This window comes from Pedococcus sp. P2_E2 (assembly GCF_056403955.1).
The window spans coordinates 218853-237361 of sequence record NZ_JBFUEM010000003.1; the positions used below are offsets into that span (position 1 = coordinate 218853).

At 71.6% G+C, this 18509-nt stretch carries 19 protein-coding genes and 1 riboswitch; of the genes, 9 read left to right on the forward strand and 10 right to left on the reverse strand.

Going from position 1 to position 18509, the window contains the following annotated elements; genetic code table 11:
* Positions 1-3: 3 nt before the first annotated feature.
* From AC1DWR_RS09305 to AC1DWR_RS09320, 4 genes are all read right to left on the reverse strand, one after another.
* Positions 4-714, reverse strand: coding sequence for a DsbA family oxidoreductase (locus AC1DWR_RS09305; protein WP_477615784.1), 711 nt, complete (start codon positions 712-714; stop codon positions 4-6).
* Positions 715-946: 232 nt separating this feature from the next.
* Entirely contained in the window at positions 947-1618 is a 672-nt protein-coding gene (locus AC1DWR_RS09310; protein ID WP_477615785.1) for a C40 family peptidase, read from the reverse strand.
* A 62-nt stretch (positions 1619-1680) separates the two neighbouring features.
* A riboswitch (cyclic di-AMP (ydaO/yuaA leader) is annotated at positions 1681-1882 on the reverse strand.
* A 246-nt stretch (positions 1883-2128) separates the two neighbouring features.
* The gene (locus AC1DWR_RS09315; protein WP_477615786.1) at positions 2129-2827 is read right to left on the reverse strand and encodes an iron-dependent transcriptional repressor DtxR; all 699 of its coding nucleotides are present in this window, start codon (positions 2825-2827) and stop codon (positions 2129-2131) included.
* Positions 2828-2853: 26 nt separating this feature from the next.
* Positions 2854-4158 carry an MFS transporter gene (locus AC1DWR_RS09320; RefSeq protein ID WP_477615787.1) on the reverse strand — a complete coding sequence of 435 codons (1305 nt, stop codon included), beginning with the start codon at positions 4156-4158 and terminating at the stop codon, positions 2854-2856.
* A 79-nt stretch (positions 4159-4237) separates the two neighbouring features.
* Here AC1DWR_RS09320 and AC1DWR_RS09325 point away from each other — a divergent pair, with 79 nt between their 5' ends.
* The 3 genes from AC1DWR_RS09325 to AC1DWR_RS09335 all read left to right on the forward strand — a co-directional run bounded on the left by AC1DWR_RS09325 (position 4238) and on the right by AC1DWR_RS09335 (position 6471).
* Entirely contained in the window at positions 4238-4972 is a 735-nt protein-coding gene (locus tag AC1DWR_RS09325) for a hypothetical protein (protein WP_477615788.1), read from the forward strand.
* Positions 4969-5709, forward strand: coding sequence for an SDR family NAD(P)-dependent oxidoreductase (locus tag AC1DWR_RS09330; RefSeq protein WP_477615789.1), 741 nt, complete (start codon positions 4969-4971; stop codon positions 5707-5709). The genes AC1DWR_RS09325 and AC1DWR_RS09330 overlap by 4 nt, the downstream gene beginning before the upstream one ends.
* A 120-nt stretch (positions 5710-5829) precedes the next feature.
* A complete protein-coding gene (locus AC1DWR_RS09335; RefSeq protein WP_477615790.1) occupies positions 5830-6471 on the forward strand; it encodes a malonic semialdehyde reductase in 642 nt (213 codons plus the stop codon).
* Positions 6472-6787: 316 nt separating this feature from the next.
* Here the strand turns inward: AC1DWR_RS09335 and eda are convergent, their stop codons facing one another.
* Positions 6788-7510, reverse strand: a complete 723-nt coding sequence (gene eda / locus AC1DWR_RS09340) for a bifunctional 4-hydroxy-2-oxoglutarate aldolase/2-dehydro-3-deoxy-phosphogluconate aldolase (RefSeq protein ID WP_477624316.1) — start codon at positions 7508-7510, stop codon at positions 6788-6790.
* Positions 7507-9405 (reverse strand): phosphogluconate dehydratase, encoded by a 1899-nt coding sequence (edd, locus tag AC1DWR_RS09345; protein ID WP_477615792.1) that lies wholly within the window; start codon positions 9403-9405, stop codon positions 7507-7509. Before edd ends, eda begins: the two co-directional genes overlap by 4 nt.
* Before the next feature lie 191 nt (positions 9406-9596).
* Here edd and AC1DWR_RS09350 point away from each other — a divergent pair, with 191 nt between their 5' ends.
* Positions 9597-10091 carry a phosphate-starvation-inducible PsiE family protein gene (locus AC1DWR_RS09350; RefSeq protein ID WP_477615793.1) on the forward strand — a complete coding sequence of 165 codons (495 nt, stop codon included), beginning with the start codon at positions 9597-9599 and terminating at the stop codon, positions 10089-10091.
* Positions 10092-10120: 29 nt separating this feature from the next.
* Here the strand turns inward: AC1DWR_RS09350 and pdxH are convergent, their stop codons facing one another.
* Complete coding sequence (gene pdxH, locus AC1DWR_RS09355) at positions 10121-10798, reverse strand: pyridoxamine 5'-phosphate oxidase (RefSeq protein WP_477624317.1); 678 nt, start codon at positions 10796-10798, stop codon at positions 10121-10123.
* A gap of 93 nt (positions 10799-10891) precedes the next feature.
* On the opposite strand from pdxH, the gene AC1DWR_RS09360 reads away from it, so the two are divergent.
* On the forward strand, positions 10892-11293 hold the full coding sequence (locus AC1DWR_RS09360; RefSeq protein ID WP_477615795.1) for a hypothetical protein: 402 nt from the start codon (positions 10892-10894) through the stop codon (positions 11291-11293).
* A complete protein-coding gene (locus tag AC1DWR_RS09365) occupies positions 11290-12195 on the forward strand; it encodes an oxygenase MpaB family protein (RefSeq protein ID WP_477615796.1) in 906 nt (301 codons plus the stop codon). Before AC1DWR_RS09360 ends, AC1DWR_RS09365 begins: the two co-directional genes overlap by 4 nt.
* A gap of 110 nt (positions 12196-12305) precedes the next feature.
* Here AC1DWR_RS09365 and AC1DWR_RS09370 read toward each other — a convergent pair whose 3' ends face one another.
* Complete coding sequence (locus AC1DWR_RS09370; RefSeq protein ID WP_477624318.1) at positions 12306-13040, reverse strand: hypothetical protein; 735 nt, start codon at positions 13038-13040, stop codon at positions 12306-12308.
* A gap of 196 nt (positions 13041-13236) precedes the next feature.
* Here AC1DWR_RS09370 and AC1DWR_RS09375 point away from each other — a divergent pair, with 196 nt between their 5' ends.
* Together AC1DWR_RS09375 and AC1DWR_RS09380 are read left to right on the forward strand one after the other, a co-directional pair.
* The gene (locus AC1DWR_RS09375) at positions 13237-14442 is read left to right on the forward strand and encodes a sensor histidine kinase (RefSeq protein WP_477615798.1); all 1206 of its coding nucleotides are present in this window, start codon (positions 13237-13239) and stop codon (positions 14440-14442) included.
* A 10-nt stretch (positions 14443-14452) separates the two neighbouring features.
* Complete coding sequence (locus tag AC1DWR_RS09380) at positions 14453-15118, forward strand: response regulator (RefSeq protein ID WP_477615799.1); 666 nt, start codon at positions 14453-14455, stop codon at positions 15116-15118.
* Between the two features lie 146 nt (positions 15119-15264).
* On the opposite strand, the gene AC1DWR_RS09385 is transcribed toward AC1DWR_RS09380, so the two are convergent.
* Positions 15265-16539, reverse strand: coding sequence for an MFS transporter (locus tag AC1DWR_RS09385; protein ID WP_477615800.1), 1275 nt, complete (start codon positions 16537-16539; stop codon positions 15265-15267).
* Between the two features lie 60 nt (positions 16540-16599).
* Between AC1DWR_RS09385 and AC1DWR_RS09390 the strand changes: the two genes are divergently transcribed.
* Complete coding sequence (locus AC1DWR_RS09390; protein ID WP_477615801.1) at positions 16600-17481, forward strand: NYN domain-containing protein; 882 nt, start codon at positions 16600-16602, stop codon at positions 17479-17481.
* A gap of 42 nt (positions 17482-17523) precedes the next feature.
* Here AC1DWR_RS09390 and AC1DWR_RS09395 read toward each other — a convergent pair whose 3' ends face one another.
* Positions 17524-18444, reverse strand: a complete 921-nt coding sequence (locus AC1DWR_RS09395) for an alpha/beta fold hydrolase (protein WP_477615802.1) — start codon at positions 18442-18444, stop codon at positions 17524-17526.
* Positions 18445-18509: the final 65 nt, after the last annotated feature.

The window sequence follows — 18509 nt, forward strand, 5'->3', positions numbered from 1 at the left end:
TCGTCAGGCCCCGGCGCTCATCGCCTCGTGGTCGCCGTTGAGAGCGGCTTCGATCAGCTGGCCGATGACTTCGGGCGAGTGGGCGCCGGAGAGGGCCACCCGCCGGTTGGCCATGAAGAACGGCACCCCGGAGACACCGATGTCGGTGGCAGCCTCTTCGTCGGCGCGCACGTGGTCGGCGAACTCGTCGCTGGCGAGCACCGCCGACACGCGGCGCCCGTCGAGCCCTGCCTCGGCGCCGAGGCGCTGCAGGGTCTCGATGTCGTCGATCAGCTTGCCCTCGGTGAAGTGGGCGCTGTAGAAGCGTTCGAGCACCGCAGCCTGCAGCGCCGGGCCACCCTGGGCCAGGCCGAGCGCGATCAGGCGGTGCGCGTCGAACGAGTTCGCTCGCAGCTGCTTGTCGACGACGATCTCCACCCCGTCGGGACGTCCCATCACGGCAGGTCGCTCGGCGATCTCACGAGCCCCTGCCAGGTCGGTGCCGTACCGCTGCGCCAACCACGCGAGGACCGTCTCCCCCTTGCCGTGCGCGACGTGGTGGTCGAGCTCGAAGGCGTGGTAGGTCACGGTGACCTCGGCCGGGTGCGCACTCTCGGCGATCGCCATCTCCAGCCGTCGCTTGCCGATGTAGCACCACGGGCAGACCACGTCCGCCCAGACATCGATCTCCACGGCGTGGGGGTGGAGGGCGTCAGTGGGGTGTGCGTCGTTCATCCGTCCATCCTCACACGACCGCGCAACCCGAGGTATGCCGCACGGACGGCCCCGTGCGGAGTGACCCCGCGGCATACCTCGAACTGGGCGGGACTGGGCGGGACGGGGCGGGACTGGGTGGGACGGGGTGGCGACTGGGGGGACTGGGTCGGGACGAAACGCCGCAGGCCCCCACCCGCCGAAGCGGGAGGGGGCCTGCGGACCGTGGCTTGGCGCTGTGGCCAACCTCAGGTCAGGGGCGACCGTAGGTGACGTTCGAGGACCAGATGGAACGCAGCGCGACGGCCTGGCCGCTGCGCGGGGAGTCCCACATCATGCCGTTCCCGGCGTAGATGCCCACGTGGTAGGCGGGGCTGCCGAAGAACACGAGGTCACCCGGCTGCGGGTTCGACACGCGGGTGGTGGCTGCGCGCTGGGCGTCGGCGGTGCGCGGCAGGCTGATGCCGACCTTGCCGAAGACGTACTGCGTGAAGCCGGAGCAGTCGAAGCCGGTCGACGGGCTGGTGCCGCCGTAGGAGTACATCAGGCCTTCGTACTGGGCCGCGATGCCGAGCACGCCACCGGCAGCCGGCTTCAGGCTGGTGAAGTCCTTGCGGGCCGTCGAGCGGCTCGCGGTGCGGTCGCTCGTGCGGGCCGCGACGGGCACGACGACGGGCTTTGGCTTGGGCTTGGCGGTCGCCTTGAAGCCGATGACACCGAAGGTGTTGGTCGCCGTCGGGGCTGCGGTCTCGGGCGCCTGCACCGCGACGGGCGCGCTGACAGTGGCGCTCTTGGCCACCGAGGAGGGGCTGGCCGAGGCGGCAGACGCGGGAAGGGCGAACGAGGCGACGAGACCACCGGAAGCGGCGATGACCGCAGAGGTCTTGACTGCGGGCTGCGCGGCGCTGGCCACGATGTCCGACAACTCGGAAACGGGATTGAAGCGACCCGGCGCGCGGTGGCGGCCAGAACTGTGTGAAGCCACGATGGATGAACCTCCGGCGCCTACGAGGTGAGCTGTCGGGTTCGGGTGGAGGTAGATCACCCGGCCTCCACGGTTGTCGCCCGACCTTGCGGGCGCGTGCGTGGAGACTTAACCCCAAGGACCATCTCGTGAAGAGAAGGCCCAAAGTTGGGTCCCCCGCTCCTGCCAAGCGGTTTGTACTGATGACTCGGGCGTGGTGACAGGACTAGGCGTTCCACATCGAGCCGGTCCACCCAGGGGGCGAGTGAACCGCAGCCACCGTACACAAGCCGCCTGGGAATGTCACATTGAGGTCACGGCAGCCCCAAGAAAGTCCAAGCCCACGTCTGGTCCGCCTGCGCCCTCGTGCTCAGGAAGCGCGGAACTGACCAAAGACCGGACCCGCCGAAGCGCTCAGATGAGCGCGCCTGTCGAACCTGCGCCCCGTCAGGCGCCTCGCAGGCCCCTTGGTCAGACCAAGGCGCCGAACACGTGCTGGGCCACCTCGTCGGGCAGCGAGACACCGGTGGACTCCGGCGCGCCCTCGCGGACCGCCACCACGCGGCCGTCGGCGCGGTGCACCCGCACGCGCTCGCCGGGCAGCAGGCGCGCGACGGTGAGCAGGCTCAGCGCCTCGTGGTCGACCTGGACCGGCTCGCCGATGCGGCGCACGAGCACCGTCTCGGGAGAGTCGCCGGCCAGCTCGGTCAGGGTGCGCAGCCCGAAGCGGAAGTCCTCGGTCGGCTCTTCCTCGCCCAGCTCGTCGAGGCCCGGGATGGGGTTGCCGTACGGCGAGTCGTGGTGGTCCTTGAGCATCGCGAGGATCTTGCGCTCGACCCGCTCGGACATCACGTGCTCCCAGCGGCAGGCCTCGTCGTGGACGTACTCCCACTCCAGGCCGATGACGTCGACCAGGAGGCGCTCGGCCAGCCGGTGCTTGCGCATGACCCGGGTGGCGAGCAACCGGCCGTGGTCGGACAGCTCGAGGTGGCGGTCGCCGGCGAGGCTGAGCAGGCCGTCGCGCTCCATCCGCGCGACGGTCTGGGAGACGGTCGGCCCGGAGTGCCCGAGACGCTCGGCGATGCGAGCGCGCAGGGGCGTGATGCCCTCTTCCTCGAGCTCGAAGATCGTCTTGAGGTACATCTCGGTGGTGTCGATCAGGTCGGTCACAGGCCTAAGCCTCTCACCTGCGGCCGTCAGCGGGATGCGCCGCCGCGCACCGGGTCGTAGCGGGGCACCCAGTAGCCCAGCCAGCCGGTCCCGACCAGCGCCAGCCCACCGAGGGTGACACAGGCCGCTGCCAGTCCTGCCTGTGCCGTGACGAGGCTGATCAGCGCCGGCGACCCGCTCATGCCCAGGACGGACACGAAGCGCCAGCCACCCAGGAACTGCGACCGCCCGACCTCCGGCGCGCTGTCGGCGCCGAGGGTCATCACGATGCCCGATCCCATGCCGTTGCCCACGGCGGCGACGAGGGCGACCGCCGTGACGGCGAGCGCGCTGTGCGTCAGGGGCAGGGCGATCATCCCGATCCCGAGCAGCACGACGCACGGTACGGCCACCCAGATCCGGCCGAACCGGTCCATCACCGACCCTGCCGGGTAGAACAGCAGCATCTCGACGCCGGCGACGATGCCGAAGATGACGGCCGTGGTGCTGGCGGACAGGCCGACGTGCGCAGCCCAGAGCGGGAGCAGGACGAGCCGGGCCGAGCGTGCGGCGCCGATGACCATGACTCCCAGGCCGATGGTCAGGTAGACCCTGCGGTGGCCCCAGAGCACCGCGGCGGTGCCGGTGGGGGTTCCGCCGGTGGGAGTTCCGTCTGCGGACGCTCGGTCGCGCAGCTCCCTGGCCTGCGCCTCGTGCGCCGCCGTGAGGTCCGGACCCAGCCACACCAGCGCCGCCGCGCCGAGGCCGGCCGCCACCGCGACCGCGAACCCGGCGCGCGGCCCCCACAGGTGGATGATCGGCGCCCCGATGAACGGCCCGATGAACATCCCGATCCGGTTCACCCCGCCGAGGGTCGACAGGGCTCGCGCGCGCATGGAGACCGGTACCGCGTCGATGAGGTAGGCCTGCCGTGCGACCAGGAACACGGACGACGTGAAGCCCATCGCGAACACCGTCACCATGAGCACGCCGAGCGACGGGGCGGTCAGTGCCACGAAGGCCGCGACCGCGTCCACCGCGCTCGCCCACAGCAGCGCCCGTCGCTCCCCGACCCGGTGGACCAGCGCTCCGGCTGGCACCGCGAAGAAGAGCTCGGCGACGAGGGCCAGCCCGGCCGTGAGGGCGGCGATCGCCGGGGTCGCCCCGAGGTCGAGAGCACTCAGCGTGACCACTGGCACGACCGCGCCGCTGCCGATCGCCACGATGATGGTGGGACCGTAGGCCGGCACCGCGATCGCGCGCAGGCTGAAGGGGGTCTCGGTGTCGAGCGCGGGTCGAGGCTTGGGTGGCTTGGGTGGCCTGGGTGGCTTGGGTGGCTTGGGTGCGGACATCCCGGCCATTCTGACGCGCTCCGGCGACGGACGCCCCTGACTTCTGACGCCCAGGGACCCCACGAGTAGGTTCGGGCCCATGAGCTTCGTCGTGCCCGCCCGCTTCTGCGGCCCACCCGAGTCGGGCAACGGAGGCTGGGTCAGCGGGCACGCGGCTGCCCTGCTCCAGCCCGGCCCCGACGAAGCCGTCACCGTGCGCCTGCGCACCCCTCCCCCGCTCGATCGGGAGCTGACGGTGCAGACGAGTTCAGCGCGGGGCCACCGCACCCTCGAGGTCCACGACGGCGAGCACCCCGTCGCGGAGGCGACGACGACCGCGAGACTGGACGCGGGCGGCATACCGGCTGCTGTGTCGTTCGCCGAGGCCACGACGGCGGGCGAGGGCTATGAAGGCCTGGCCGCCCACCCCTTCCCCACCTGCTTCTCGTGCGGCACTGGTCGCGCGGCCGGCGACGGCCTACGGCTCCAGCCCGGTCGGGTCGCGGGCGGCGACGGTGAGTATGCCGCCGCCTGGCGCCCCGGCGCGGACGTCGACCTCGAGACGGTGTGGGCGGCGCTGGACTGCCCCGGCGGCTGGGCCTCGGGGATCGCCGGCCGACCGATGGTGCTCGGCACGATGACCGCCCAGGTGTCGACCCTGCCGATCCCCGGCGACGAGTACGTGGTCATGGCGTGGCAGCGCGGCGGCGAGGGCCGCAAGTACCTGAGCGGGACTGCCCTGTATGCCGCGGACGGAAGCCTGCTCGCGCAGGCCGAGGCGACCTGGATCGCCGTCGACCCCACAGCAGTTCGACCCGCCGGAGGTGCGGCATGAGCAAGCTCGCAGTCGTGACCGGGGCCAGCAGCGGCATCGGTGAGGCGACCGCTCGGCAGCTGGCGGCGGACGGGTTCGAGGTGGTGTGCGCGGCCCGTCGTCGCGACCGGATCGAGGCGCTGGCGTCCGAGATCGGCGGCCGCGCGGTGGTCTGCGACGTGACGTCGGCCGACGACGTGGCGCGGCTGGCGGCGGAGGTCGGCGACCGCCTGGACGTGCTGGTCAACAACGCGGGTGGCGCGCTCGGGCTCGCCCCGGCCGCCGACACCGAGGTCGCCGACTGGCGCGGGATGTTCGAGTCCAACGTGATCGGCACCCTGCAGGTCACCCAGGCGCTGCTGCCGGCCCTGATCGCCTCGGGAGCCGGGACCATCGTCAACGTCGGGTCGATCGCCGGACACGTGGCGTACGAGGGCGGTTCGGGTTACGTGGCCGCCAAGCACGCGGTCGCGGCCCTGACCCAGACGCTGCGGCTCGAGCTGGTCGACCAGCCGGTCCGGGTCGAGGAGATCGCACCCGGGATGGTGCGCACGGAGGAGTTCGCCCTGACCCGGTTCGGCGGGGACCAGGCGCGGGCCGACGCGGTCTATGCGGGGGTGTCGGAGCCCCTGGTGGCCCAGGACATCGCCGAGGCGATCGGCTGGATGGTCGGGCGCCCGGCCCACGTGAACATCGACCTGCTCGTCATCAAGCCCCGCATCCAGGCCGCTCCGCACAAGGTGCACCGTGACGCCTGACCCGCGGGATGACGGGCGCCGAGCGGGCCGCTTCCTGCTGCCTGCTTACTGCTTTCCTGCTGCCTGACCTGCGCTTTCATGGTTGAGGAATGCAACCATGAAATTGAGTGTTCAACGACCATGACCCAGACCCATGACTCCCTGACCGAGCTCGAGGCCCAGTTCGTCGACCACCTCGAGCTCTCCCCCGAGGCTCAGGACCTGCTGTTCCGCGATGCCCGCACCGCCAACGCCTTCACCGACGAGCCCGTGACCGAGGACCAGGTGCGCGCCATCTACGACCTCGTGAAGTGGGCTCCCACCTCGATGAACAACCAGCCGCTGCGGATCGTCCTCGTGCGGACCCCCGAGGCGCGCGGCCGGCTGGTCGAGCTGATGGGCGGCAACAACAAGGCGAAGACGTCGACCGCTCCCCTGGTCGCCGTGCTGGCCGCCGACACCGACTTCCACGACGAGCTCGGCAAGGTCTTCCCCCACTTCGAGGGTGCTCGCGACCTGTTCGCGGGCAACGACGAGATGCGTGAGGGTTCGGCCACCCTCAACGCCACCCTGCAGGTCGCCTACTTCATCCTGGGCGTCCGTGCGGCCGGCCTGGCTGCCGGCCCGATGACCGGGTTCGATGCCGACGGCGTGGACCGCGAGTTCTTCCCCGACGGCGCCCACCGCACGATCGCCGTGGTCAACATCGGTCGCCCCGCCGAGGGCGCCTGGATGGACCGGCTGCCGCGCCTCGACTACGACGAGGTCGTGACCTCCGTCTGACCCGCGCGCATTTCCCTTCCTAAAAACCGTTGCACCAGCCGACCTTCCCGAATTAGCGTCGAGCTACACGGAAGGGAGGTGGTCCAAGAAGTGATTTCAATTTGGACGCGTGAGGTGACTGCGCGCTAGCGCACCTCGACTGCTCGAGGTCCGCCATCCGGCGCAATCCCCAGCAGTTCACCGCAGCCCGTGGGCCGTGCAGGTCGTCCCCTGCGCACGCCGAGCCGATCGTTGTCGGCACGGCAAGGCCCACGGGCTGTTCCATGCCCGGCCGCTGGCAACGAGTCGCCCCCTCCTGCGACTCGATGCCCGCGCCTCAGGGCTGGCGGAGAGCCGCGGCCTCGGCGGCGAGGGCCTCGATGCGGTCCCAGTCCCCTTGTGCCACAGCTTCCTTCGGCGTCAGCCAGGACCCGCCGACGCAGCCGACGTTCGGCAGCGCCAGCCACGCGGCCGCCGTCTCGGGCGTGATCCCACCCGTCGGGCAGAACCGCAGGTGCGGACACGGCCCGCTCACGGCAGACAGATAGGGGCGCCCGCCGCTCGCCTCGGCCGGGAAGAACTTCATCGCCTCGAGCCCGGCCTCGGCCAGGACGAGCATCTCCGTCAGGGTGCCGGCACCCGCCAGCAGCGGCAGGCCGCTGGCCAGCGCGGCGTCGAGCAGGCGCGGCGGCGATCCCGGGGTGACGAGGAACTGCGCCCCGGCGTCCTTGACCTGCTGCACCTGCTCGGGCGTGACCACCGTGCCCGCGCCGACGACCATGCCCTCGACCTGCGAGGCCACCGCCTCGATCGCGCCGAGGCCGGCTTCACTCCGCAGCGTGATCTCGATGACGGGTATGCCTCCGCGCACCAGCGCGCGCGCCAGCGGCACCGCCTGCTCGACGGAGTCCACGACGACCACCGGGATGACCGGGGAGAGGTCGAGGATGTCCGCCTCGCTGTTCAGCACCGGCGTGGTCGGGGTGGCCGGCGCGCGCGCCGCGTCCCTCGTGGTCGCGGCCGCCGGGCTCGCGCCGGTCAGGGTGTTGGCGGTGGTCATCGGTTCTCCTCGTGGCTGACGAACGGGGCATTGTCGCTTCGGTCCCAGACGTGCCCGAGGCTGCCGAACACGTGGGCTCCCTCGTCGGCGCGGCCGACGGCGGCCCGCATGGACGCGAACAGCTCGCGCCCGGTGCCGACCCCCTCCGCGCTGACCCGCGGGGACGGGACCCGGGCGGCGAACTCGTCCTCGTCGACGAGGACGTCCAACCGGCCGGTGAGCGAGTCGACCCTGATGACGTCGCCGTCCTGGATCTTCGAGATCGGCCCGGCGTGCACCGACTCGGGGGTCACGTGGATGGCCGCGGGAATCGCGCCCGACGCCCCGCTCATGCGGCCGTCGGTGACCAGGGCCACGGCATACCCACGCTTTTGGAGGACTCCGAGCGAAGGGGTCAGGGCGTGCAGCTCGGGCATGCCGTTGGCACTGGGGCCCTGCTCGCGGATCACGACGATGACGTCGCGGTCGAGCTCGCGCCGGGAGAAGGCCTGGAGGAAGCCGACCTGGTCGGTGAAGACGCGCGCCGGCGCCTCGATGACCCGGTGCTCCTCCGCCACGGCCGACACCTTGATGACCGCGTGGCCCAGGCTGCCTCCGAGGACACGGAGCCCGCCGTCGACCGTGAACGGGTCGTTGGCCGGGCGCAGTACGTCCCGGTCGCCGGATTCCGTTGCCGCGTCGACGAACCCGAGCTGACCACCGATCAACACCGGCCGCTGGGTGTAGCGCCGCAGCCCGGGCCCTGCCACGGTGAGCACGTCCTCGTGGAGCAGGCCGTGGTCGAGCAGGGTGCCCACGAGGAACGGCGTGCCGCCGGCTGCATGGAAGTGATTCACGTCGGCGGGCCCGTTGGGGTAGATCCGGGCGATGGACGGAACCGCAGCCGACAGGTCGTCGAAGTCCTCCCACGTCAGGTCGATCCCCGCAGCGGCTGCCATCGAGATGAGGTGCATGGTGTGGTTGGTCGAGCCGCCGGTCGCCAGGAGGGCGACGACCCCGTTGACGACCGTCTTCTCGTCCACGACCTGGCCGATGCCGTACGGCGCGTCGGAGGAGGCGATCTCGGCGACCCGGGCCGTCGTCGCCGCGGTGAGCGCCTCGCGCAACGGGTCGTCGGGGTGGACGAACGCCGCCCCGGGCAGGTGCAGGCCCATGACGTCCATGAGCATCTGGTTGGAGTTCGCGGTGCCGTAGAAGGTGCAGGTGCCCGGCGAGTGGTACGACGCCACCTCGCTCGCGAGCAGCTCGTCGCGGCCGACCTCGCCGGCGGCGAAGGCCTTGCGGGTCTCGGACTTGTCCGCGTTGGAGCGGCCCGACGCCATCGGTCCGGCCGGCACGAGGGCGGTCGGCAGGTGCCCGAACGACAGGGCGCCGGCCACGAGCCCGGGGACGATCTTGTCGCAGACGCCCAGCATGAGGACGCCGTCGAACACGTCGTGGCTGAGCGCGATGGCGGCCGACATCGCGATGACGTCGCGGCTGAAGAGGCTGAGCTCCATGCCCGCGCGGCCCTGGGTGATGCCGTCACACATCGCGGGCACCCCGCCGGCGACGCGGGCCACGGCCCCGACCTCGCGGGCGGTCTGCTTCATGGCGGCGGGGTAGTGCTCGAACGGCGCGTGCGCCGAGAGCATGTCGTTGTAGGACGTGATGATGCCGAGGCTGACGCCCGTGTCGGCAGCCATGGTGGTCCGGTCGCTGCCGCCGCACGCGGCGACCGCGTGGGCGAGGTTGGAGCAACCGAGGTCGGTGCGTGCCGGGCGCAGGCTCAGCTCGGACGCGGCCCGGGAGAGGCGTTGCAGGTATGCCGTGCGGCTGGCACGGCTGCGGTCGGTCACCCGGGCGGTGACGTCGGCGACGACGGGGTGGATCGCGGGGTGGCTGGCGGGCGCCATGAGGCTCCTGAGGGGATTCGGCGGTCGGGGATGGGACCGCGCGAACGGCATCTTTGGCGCGCGCGTGTGATTCAGTTCACAAGTGTGACGGCGACCCGGGATCCGGCAATGGCCATCCCGGCATACGGACCGGTAGCCCCGCGAGTGACGGACGAGTGACGGATCAGCGCAGGTCGGTCAGGATGTCGGTCATGACGGACTTGATCGAACGGACCATCGAGCGGGTCGAGAACGTCATCTACCTCGCCGTGGCTGTGGTCCTGTTCGCCATCGCCGCCGTCGTGATCGGCAAGACCGTGCTGACCTTCGGGGACCTCGGCAGCGGCGGGGTCGTGGAAGTGGCCGCCGACATCCTCGACCTGCTGCTCCTCGTCTTCATCGTCGTCGAGCTGCTCTTCGCCGTGCGAACCACGCTGTCCCGGCGCGAGCTCGTGGCCGAGCCCTTCCTCCTCGTGGGGATCATCGCCTCCATCAAGGAGATCGTGGTGCTGTCGGTCAAGGCGCCGGACCTGCTGGGCAAGCCCGAGTTCGCCGACACGCTGCGGCTCATGGGGCTGCTGACGGGCACGATCATCCTGCTGGCCCTGGCGTCGTTCCTGTTGCGGCGCAAGGAGCGAGAGCCCAGCGAGGGCGCCAACTCCGGCCACGGCGACACCGAGGTGCAGACCGAGGCCCACCCGACCTGACCGCCTCAACCCCCGGAGTTCGGCGGACGTCAGGGCTGGCGGCGGGACAGTGCCCACGCGGCGGCGTCGTCCAGCGAACCCTGCGCCACCCTGCTGAAGACGAGCCGGTCGTGCAGCCGGTTGCGCCGGCCACCCCAGAACTCGACCTCGTCGCAGAGCACGCGGTAGCCGCCCCAGAAGTCGGGCACGGGCACGTCGTCCGCGTTCCCTCGGTCGGGGAACTGCGCGGCATACCTGTCGTAGGCCTGCTCGAGGCCGGCGCGACCCTCGATCGGCTGGGACTGTCGCGAGGCCCACGCGGAGATGCGGGAGGCCCACGGCCGTGACCCGAAGTAGCCGGCAACCTCGTCGCGGGAGACCTGCTCGGCCACGCCTCGGAACCGGATCGCCCGGAACATCGCCGGCCAGGTCAGCGCCGCGGCGATCCCGCCCGTGGCGGCGATCTCGAGTCCCTTGGTGGACTCGGTGCCGGTGACGAACCCCGGGCCGCGCTCGTCGAAGAACCGCATCAACACGGTCCGCACGTTGGGGCGTCCCTCGGCGTCGACGGTGGCGACCGAGAGGGCGTACGGCTCGGGAACGTCGGCCTGGACCTGCGAGCGCGCCACCGCGTCGTCGACCCAGCGCGTGGCCTGCTGCCACGCCGTGGGCGCGATGTCGGCCTCGGAGATTCCGTCGCCGCTGTAGTCGGTGCGAGCAGTGTCCATGGGAACAGTGTCCACGCGCCGTACGTCTCCCATGACACGGGACCAGGGGCCCGAGATTAGGGTGAAGGCCGGACCAGACGTCAGGGAGGCAGCATGCCCAGCAAAGGCAAGGCCGTCGGCAACCTCGTGAAGTGGGGCGTGAAGTACGGCCCCCACGTGGTCGTGCTGGCCCAGCAGGCCAAGGAGCCGGCGATGAAAGCCGCTCAGACGGCACTGGACCGGCAACGGGCCAGGCGCCGGGCGATCGAGCACGCGACGACGGTGCGTGAGGGCACCGTGCTCAAGACGTTCGACCCGCGAGCGGACCACAGCGAACCGGTGTGGGTGGTCTTCTCGGCCGACGACCCCATCGCTGCCCACCCCACCTCCACCACCCCGCTGGCCGAGCTGATCGCCAACAGCGACCTGTCCAAGCGCGTCCGCCCGGCGGACCTCCCCACCCCGGCCGCACGCCTCAAGCAGCTCCCCCGCCGCCGGAACGGACGATCGCGATGACGCTGCTGGCGCCGATGGCCGACGGGGCTCGGCGCCAGCTCGCCCACGCGCTGCGCTCCAGGGTCGCCGGCAGTGACGCCCAGGCCAAGGCCGAGCGCATCTGGGGAGCCGAGGGACCGCGCTGGTTCACGCCGGAGGACCCGATCTGGCGGGTGCACGCCGACGCCGCGATGTTCCCCGGCGGCATCCGGGCGCTCCTGCTGCAGTCGCTGCACCCGCTCGCCATGGCGGGCGTCGCCGGGCACTCGGGCTACAAGGGCGACCCGTGGGGGCGGCTGCAGCGGACCAGCGAGTTCCTGGCCACGACGACCTTCGGCACCATCGACCACGCAGAGGAACAGATCGCCCGGGTCCGGTCGATCCACGACCGGGTGCGCGGCAAGGCGGCCGACGGTCGCCCCTACTCGGCCGGCGACCCGCACCTGCTGAAGTGGGTGCACGCGACCGAGGCCGACAGCTTCCTCACCGCCTACCAGCGCTACGCCGTGTCGCCGCTGAGCGCTGCCGAGGCCGACCTCTACGTGCAGCAGGGCGGCATCGTCGCCAGCGCGCTCGGGGTGGTCGACCCGCCGACGACCGTGGCTGGGCTGCGCGCGACCATCGAGGGCTACCGACCCGAGCTCGAGTCGACAGCCGCGGCTCGTGAGGCGGCGCGGTTCCTGCTCGTCCACCCACCGTTGCCCCTGGCCGCCAAGCCCGGGTATGCCGCGTTGGCAGCGGGCGCCGTGGCGATGCTCCCGCGGTGGGCCAGGCAGCCGCTGCGGCTGCCGTGGCTGCCTGTGACCGAGCGGCTGGTCGGGCGCCCCCTCGGTGGGGTGGCGACGTCGACGGTGCGCTGGGCGATGGCGGACGCGACCGACGAACGCCGCCGCGCCGCCTTGCGCCGGGGCAGCTCCGTCTGACGGACGGGTTCCGCCGGCTGGCGCTGGCCGGAACAAGCGGTGTGCCGCGCGGCTGAGCCAGCCACGCGGCATACCTGCTGTTGGTGCTCCGTTGGTCGGTTTGCTCTGGTTCAGGCGAGCCGGCTGCGCTGGAGCAGTCGCAGTCCCACGAGGGCGAACGGCGAGAACCCGACGAGCACACAGGCTGCGGCGACGAGCGGGCTCGTTGCGCCGAAGACCATCAGCCCCGCGACACCGGTGACGATCAGCCCCAGGGTCCACCAGCCAAGGACCCCCGCACGGGCCAGGCCCGCCAGCAGGAGCAGCGGCCCGACCAGGCTGAGCGGCTCGGTGCCGTCCCAGAAGGGCAGCAGCGACCCGGTCTTGAAGCCGCGGAACACCTCGACAGCCTGCTCGGAGCTGAGGTGCGTGCCGGCGGAGGCGTTCCACCAGTCGCTGAGGACCATCCCCGATACGTTCGCGAACCCGATGGCGGTGGCGAGGGCTCCCGCGACAGCGAGGCGCAGGCCGCGGGCGCCGCGCACCAGGCTCGGTCCGGCGAGGATGCCGAGGGCGATCACGAGGTTGCCGTAGTGCAGGAACAGCGCCGAGATCTGCGTCATCGTCGTGTCCCGCGTCAGCGAGGAGATGTAGTCGGCGTCGGCCATGCTCTCCTGCGGCGGAGAGGTGAACATGCCACCCGCCCACAGCAGGGGGCCTGCGACGAGGGCGATCCCGGCGGCGACCGCCATCGCGCGACCGGGCGCCCGGCGCGGGTGGTCGGCGGTGGTCTCGTCGCGGGTGGTGCGGTCGCGGGTGGTGTGGTCGCGGGTGGTGAGCGAGGTCCGTGGGGTCGTGGTGGTCACGGTGTGTCCTTTTCGTGAGGTGGCCCGTGGGCCGTCGCCGTCTCTCGGCGCTGCACCAACGGTCCCGGCGGTCCCCCTCAGCGCAGATCCGTCGAGGGGGACCGTCTTCGCCTCCCCCTCGAGGCGGAGCTGGACACGCTGCCGCTCCTCCTCAAGTGGGATACGCGTGCTCGGCGGGCGCCCTACTGTTTTCGCCATGTCTCGAGCCGCCGCCCTCCGCGACCACCGCGTGGTGCCCGTCGTGGCCGCGGTCGCCCTGGGCCTGCTCGGTCTCGTGGAAGCGTGGTCCGATCCCCAGTTCCGGCCGCACTTCGGCGTCCTCGCCATCGCGTCAGGAGTCATCGCCGCCGGCTTCCTGGTGGCCGTCCGCTGGCCGGTTGCCGGTGCCGTCGTGGTCGCCTGCTTCTATCCCGTCGCCACCCTGCTCGGCGCCCCCGGCCCGGGTGGCGCCGGCCTCATCGCCTCGCTCGTGGCCATGGCGTACGCCGGCTTCGCGGCATCCCCGCGCACGTCCCGCATCGCCGCCGTCGCCTCTGTGGGGGTGTTCATCACCACCGAGGCCCTGCGCAACGGCCTGGGCTGGGACACGGTCTTCTTCCCCGTTGTGTTCGTGCCGGCCTGGTGGGTCGGCACCCTGGTGCGGCGGGAGCGCGAGCGCAGCCGCCAGGTCATCGCCCTCGCCACGGAGCTCGACGCGCAGCGCGAAGCCAGCGCTCGCGCAGCGGTGGTCGAGGAACGAGCCCGCATCGCGCGGGAGGTCCACGACTCGGTGGCGCACTCGGTCAGCGTCATGACGCTGCAGCTCGGCGGTCTGCGGCGCCAGCTCGACGCAGTGCTGGTCGACCACCCCGTGGAGCGCGACGTGATGCTGGGGCTCGAACGGCTCGGCCGTCAGTCGGTCGAGGAGCTCCGCGCCACCGTGGGCATCCTCCGCGAGCCGGGTGATACCGCCACCGGAGCCCCTCCCCCTGCGCTGGCCCGGCTCGAGGACCTGGTCGGCGACGTGCGCGCCACCGGCCTGGACGTGTCCCTCGAGGTGAGTGGCCCGCTGGACGGGCTGCCCAAGGCGCTCGACACCGCGGCATACCGGATCGTCCAGGAGGCGCTCAGCAACGTCCTGCGCCACGCACCGGGAGCTCAAACTGTCGTACGGGTCGTCAATGACGGCAACGTGGTTCGCCTCACCGTGACCGACGACGGGCGGGGCTCCGGTCGCTCCGGTGTCACCGACCGGGACACCCCCACCACCGCGGACGGGGCGTACGGCGGCCACGGCGGCCACGGCATCGTGGGCATGCGCGAGCGGGTGGACATGCTCGGCGGGAGCATCTCCGTCGGGCCGGTGCCCGGCGGAGGGTTCGAGGTCGACGTGCGGCTGCCGGTCTCGCGGGAGTGGCAGTGAGGGCGGGGTCGTGAGCATCCGGGTGCTGCTGGTGGACGACGAGGCGATGGTGCGTGTCGGGCTGCGCATGGTGCTGAGTGCCGAGCCCGACATCGAGGTCGTGGGAGAGATCGGGGACGGTGAGGCCGCCGAAGCCGCCGCGCTCGAGCTGGCTCCGGACGTCGTGCTGATGGACGTTCGCATGCCCAGGCTCGACGGGATCGAGGCGGCTCGCCGGGTGATGGCCGCCCGGCCGCAGACGCGCGTGGTGATCCTGACGACGTTCGGCGAGGACGAGTACGTCGAGGGGGCGCTGCGCTCCGGCGTCAGCGGGTTCCTCCTCAAGGTGTCGCCGCCGGAGCAGCTGGTGGCAGCGGTGCGGACGGTCGCCTCCGGGGGTGGTCTGCTGGACCCGTCGGTGACGTTGCGGGTCATCGAGCGGTTCGCCGGCGCTCCCACTCCGCGGACCGTCCGCTCCTCGGCGCTGGACGCGCTGACCGAGCGCGAGCGCGACGTGCTGACCCTGATCGCGAGGGGACTGTCGAACGCCGAGATTGCCGCAGATCTCTACCTCGGCGAGGCCACCGTCAAGACGCACGTGTCGAACGTGCTGATGAAGCTCAGGCTCCGCGACCGGGTGCAGGCCGTCGTGGCTGCCTACGAGCTGGGCCTGGTCGCGCCCGGGGGCCCGGGCTAGTCACCACTGGCGGTCGGCAGCGGAGTTTCGGGCGAGTGGCCGAAAGTTGTGCCCCACCGGGCGGCGCGGGCCGGGAGTTTCGGGCGAGTGGCCGAAAGTTGGGCCCCACCGGGCGACAGATGCTGCGGAAGGGTGACGGCTAGGCGCTAGGGCACGGGGTGGCGGGCGTCGTAGCGGACGAAGCCCGGCTGCAACCGGCCCAGCACGACGATGGCGAGCACACAGGCGAGGCCGCCGACGACCGCGGTCATCGCCTCGCCGATTCCGCTGGCGAGGAAGCCACCCGCCATCTCACCCAGCCTCGGCCCGCCCGCCACCACGACGATGAAGACGCCCTGCAGCCGCCCGCGCAGGTGGTCCGGTGTGGCGGCCTGCAGGATCGTCGTCCGGAACACGGCGCTCACCGAGTCCGAGGCGCCGGCCACCGCCATGGCCACCAGCCCGAGCCACAGCGCCGCCCCCTTGGACATCACCCCACCGGCCGCCAGCATGGCGGCCCCGAAGCCGGCGATGGCGAAGCCCCAGCCCACGATCGACACCAGGATCGCCAGGCCCTGACGACGCACGTGTCCGAGCCGGCCGGAGAAGAACATGGCGACGATCCCACCCACCGCCGCCGCCGCCGACAGCGCCCCCACCGTCTTGGCCCCGCCTCCGAAGATGATTGCGCCGGCAGCCGGGAACAGCACCCGAGGCTGGGCCAGCAGCATCGCGCAGATGTCGGCGACGAAGGTCATGCGCACATTGGGTCGCGTTGCCAGGAAAGCGAATCCGTCGAGAACCGACCGCAGTCCGGGCCGGCTCGGGGCTGCCCCCTCCTCAGGCTCAGGGGGCAGGGGCTGCAGCCGGGCCAGCCCCCAGAGCGCGGCTGTCGTGATGACCGCGTCGGTCGTGTAGGCCGCCTTGAAACCGCCCCAGTCGACGAGGAAGCCGGCCATGAGCGGTCCAACGGACATCGACGCGTTCATCGCGAACACGGACAAGGCGTTCGCCGCCGGCAGCAGGTCGCGCGGCAGGATCCGCGGGTAGATCGAGGTGCGGGCCGGTGACGAGACCGCGAACGCGCCGTTCCACAACGCCACCAACGCATAGAGCACCCACACGTGCGTGTTGCCGAGCCAGGCCTGAAGCGCGCACAGGATGCTCGAGACGAACGCCACCGCCTGGGCGATGAGGCCGACGGTGCGCCGGTCGAAGTGGTCGACGAGCGTGCCGCCATAGAGGCCCATGACCACCAGCGGCACCAGCGCGCAGAACCCCACGATCCCCACCGCCGCAGTCGATCTGGTGATCTCGTAGACCTGCAGACCGATGGCCACGACAGCCAGCTGCGAGCCCACGTTCGAGAGGGTGAACCCGACATACAGCCGCCGGTATGCCGCGTGGCTCCGTAGCGGGGTCAGGTCCAGGAGCAGCGGCACGAAGAGACTGTATGCCGCGTGGCCACGCTCGCGGCGCCGGGTGCCGTAGCGTCGGGCCCCATGGACCCCCGCGCCCGGATCGCCCTGCTCATCGACGCCGACAACTCCTCGGCGACGAAGATCGACCTGATCCTCAACGAGCTCAGCGCCTACGGCGAGACCAGCATCCGCCGCGCCTACGGCAACTGGACCAAGGCCGGGCTGCGACCCTGGGCCGACGTGCTGCATCCACGGGCAATCCGGCCGATGCAGCAGTACGACTACAGCCGCGGCAAAAACGCCAGCGACATGGCGATGGTCGTCGACGCGATGGCGCTGCTGTACAACGACCACCCCGAGGCGTTCGGGATCGTCTCGTCGGATGCCGACTTCACACCATTGGTCATGCACCTGCGCGAGAAGGGGGCGGCGGTCTACGGATTCGGCGAGCGCAAGACGCCTGAGCCGTTCCGCTCGGCGTGCACCAAGTTCCTCTTCCTCGACCAGCTCGCTGAGCCCGAGGAGGTGGGCGACGCGACCGCAATCACGGACGCTGCTCCCAACGGCACAGTCCTCCGCGAACCCGAGCCCGAACCCGGAGCCACAGGCCCCGCGAGCAAAGCGACGGCCACCAAGGCGACAACGAAGAAGGCAGCCGTGAAGAAGGCTGCGGCCCTGCGCAAGGGCGCTGCGGCGCCGGCACGCAAGACGACGACCGAGCTGCGCCAGGACGCGGGCCTGGTGCGGCTGCTGCGCAATGCCGTGTCCCGGGCCGCCGACGACGACGGCTGGGCCAGCGTGGCCGAAGTGGGCAACCGCATCTCGAACCAGTCGTCCTTCGACTCCCGCAACCACGGGTACGCCTCGTTGAGCAAGCTGATCAAGGCGACTGAGCTGTTCGAGGTCCGCACCAACGGCAACGCGATGTCCGTCCGCGACAAGCGGCTGGCCAGGAAGGCCTAGACAGAGCCCGCTCCACCGTCGAACCCGCCGCCTGCGCGGCGGTCAGCCGCCTGCGGACCGCGCAGCGAGGAACGCGCGGAGGCTCTCGAGCAGGATGCTGCGCGAGGGGCCGATCCACGCGAAGTGGCTGAAGGCTCCAGTCTCGACCAGCGTGCTGCCCGTGATGGTCGCCTCGAAGTCGAGAGCGTGCGTGAAGGCCGCTCCCCCGTCCGTTCGCGACGCGGTGACCAGCGTGGGCACGCTGACGGAGCGCTGGACCCGCTCACGCTCGGACGAGGACGACTCGCGACCCTGGGCGACGTCGAGGACGAAGCCCCTGCCCGAACCCATCGACAGCAGGGTCGCCCGCGCCTGCTCGCGCTGCTTGGGCGACCACTCGTCGAACCACTCACGGGCGGGCAGCGTGGACAGCTCGCCCATCATGAGTCGCAGTCCCCGGTCGGTCCGCACCATCGCCCTGGTCGCGGCCCACGTGGCCCGCTCGACCCGAGGGCCGAACACCACCGTGGCCATCGCCCGGTCCCGCTTCGTGTCGGGGAAGACGAGCCTCGACGGCGCGCAGCTGTGGAGGACGAGGCGGTCGGCGAGCTCGGTGGCGACAGCCGTGGCGAGCGCCTGCAGCCCGCCGAAGGAGACACCGACGACCGCGTCGAACCGACTGACCCCCAAGGCCGCCGCCACGTCGACGACGGCAGGGACGAACTGGGCGGCGGTCAGGTCGCCGACTCCGGTCGCGCCGTACCCGGGCCGGCTGACCGTCACGACCTGGAAGCCGAGCTCCTCGTAGACGTCCTGCCCGAGCGGAGTCCTCGCCGAGCAGTGGCCTCCCGGGAAGAGCAGGACGTGCCGTTCCGCACTCCCCCGTTCGGCACTCCCCCGGTCTGCGCTGCCCCACACGGCCACCTCGACCGGCCCGAGCCCGGTCCGGACCAGCGTGGCACCCGGGGCGGCCGTCCTGTTCACACGGCGAGTGTGGCCCGGCGGCTGAGCAGACGACTCCGTCATCGGGTTGAACTCCGCCGGCCGCG

Coding starts and splice junctions, on each gene's coding strand:
- AC1DWR_RS09305 (WP_477615784.1), bottom strand. CDS start 714: ATGAACGACGCACACCCCACTGACGCCCTCCACCCCCACGCCGTGGAG.
- AC1DWR_RS09320 (WP_477615787.1), bottom strand. CDS start 4,158: ATGTCCGCACCCAAGCCACCCAAGCCACCCAGGCCACCCAAGCCACCC.
- AC1DWR_RS09325 (WP_477615788.1), top strand. CDS start 4,238: ATGAGCTTCGTCGTGCCCGCCCGCTTCTGCGGCCCACCCGAGTCGGGC.
- AC1DWR_RS09330 (WP_477615789.1), top strand. CDS start 4,969: ATGAGCAAGCTCGCAGTCGTGACCGGGGCCAGCAGCGGCATCGGTGAG.
- AC1DWR_RS09335 (WP_477615790.1), top strand. CDS start 5,830: ATGACCCAGACCCATGACTCCCTGACCGAGCTCGAGGCCCAGTTCGTC.
- eda (WP_477624316.1), bottom strand. CDS start 7,510: ATGACCACCGCCAACACCCTGACCGGCGCGAGCCCGGCGGCCGCGACC.
- edd (WP_477615792.1), bottom strand. CDS start 9,405: ATGGCGCCCGCCAGCCACCCCGCGATCCACCCCGTCGTCGCCGACGTC.
- AC1DWR_RS09350 (WP_477615793.1), top strand. CDS start 9,597: ATGACGGACTTGATCGAACGGACCATCGAGCGGGTCGAGAACGTCATC.
- pdxH (WP_477624317.1), bottom strand. CDS start 10,798: ATGGACACTGCTCGCACCGACTACAGCGGCGACGGAATCTCCGAGGCC.
- AC1DWR_RS09360 (WP_477615795.1), top strand. CDS start 10,892: ATGCCCAGCAAAGGCAAGGCCGTCGGCAACCTCGTGAAGTGGGGCGTG.
- AC1DWR_RS09365 (WP_477615796.1), top strand. CDS start 11,290: ATGACGCTGCTGGCGCCGATGGCCGACGGGGCTCGGCGCCAGCTCGCC.
- AC1DWR_RS09375 (WP_477615798.1), top strand. CDS start 13,237: ATGTCTCGAGCCGCCGCCCTCCGCGACCACCGCGTGGTGCCCGTCGTG.
- AC1DWR_RS09390 (WP_477615801.1), top strand. CDS start 16,600: ATGGACCCCCGCGCCCGGATCGCCCTGCTCATCGACGCCGACAACTCC.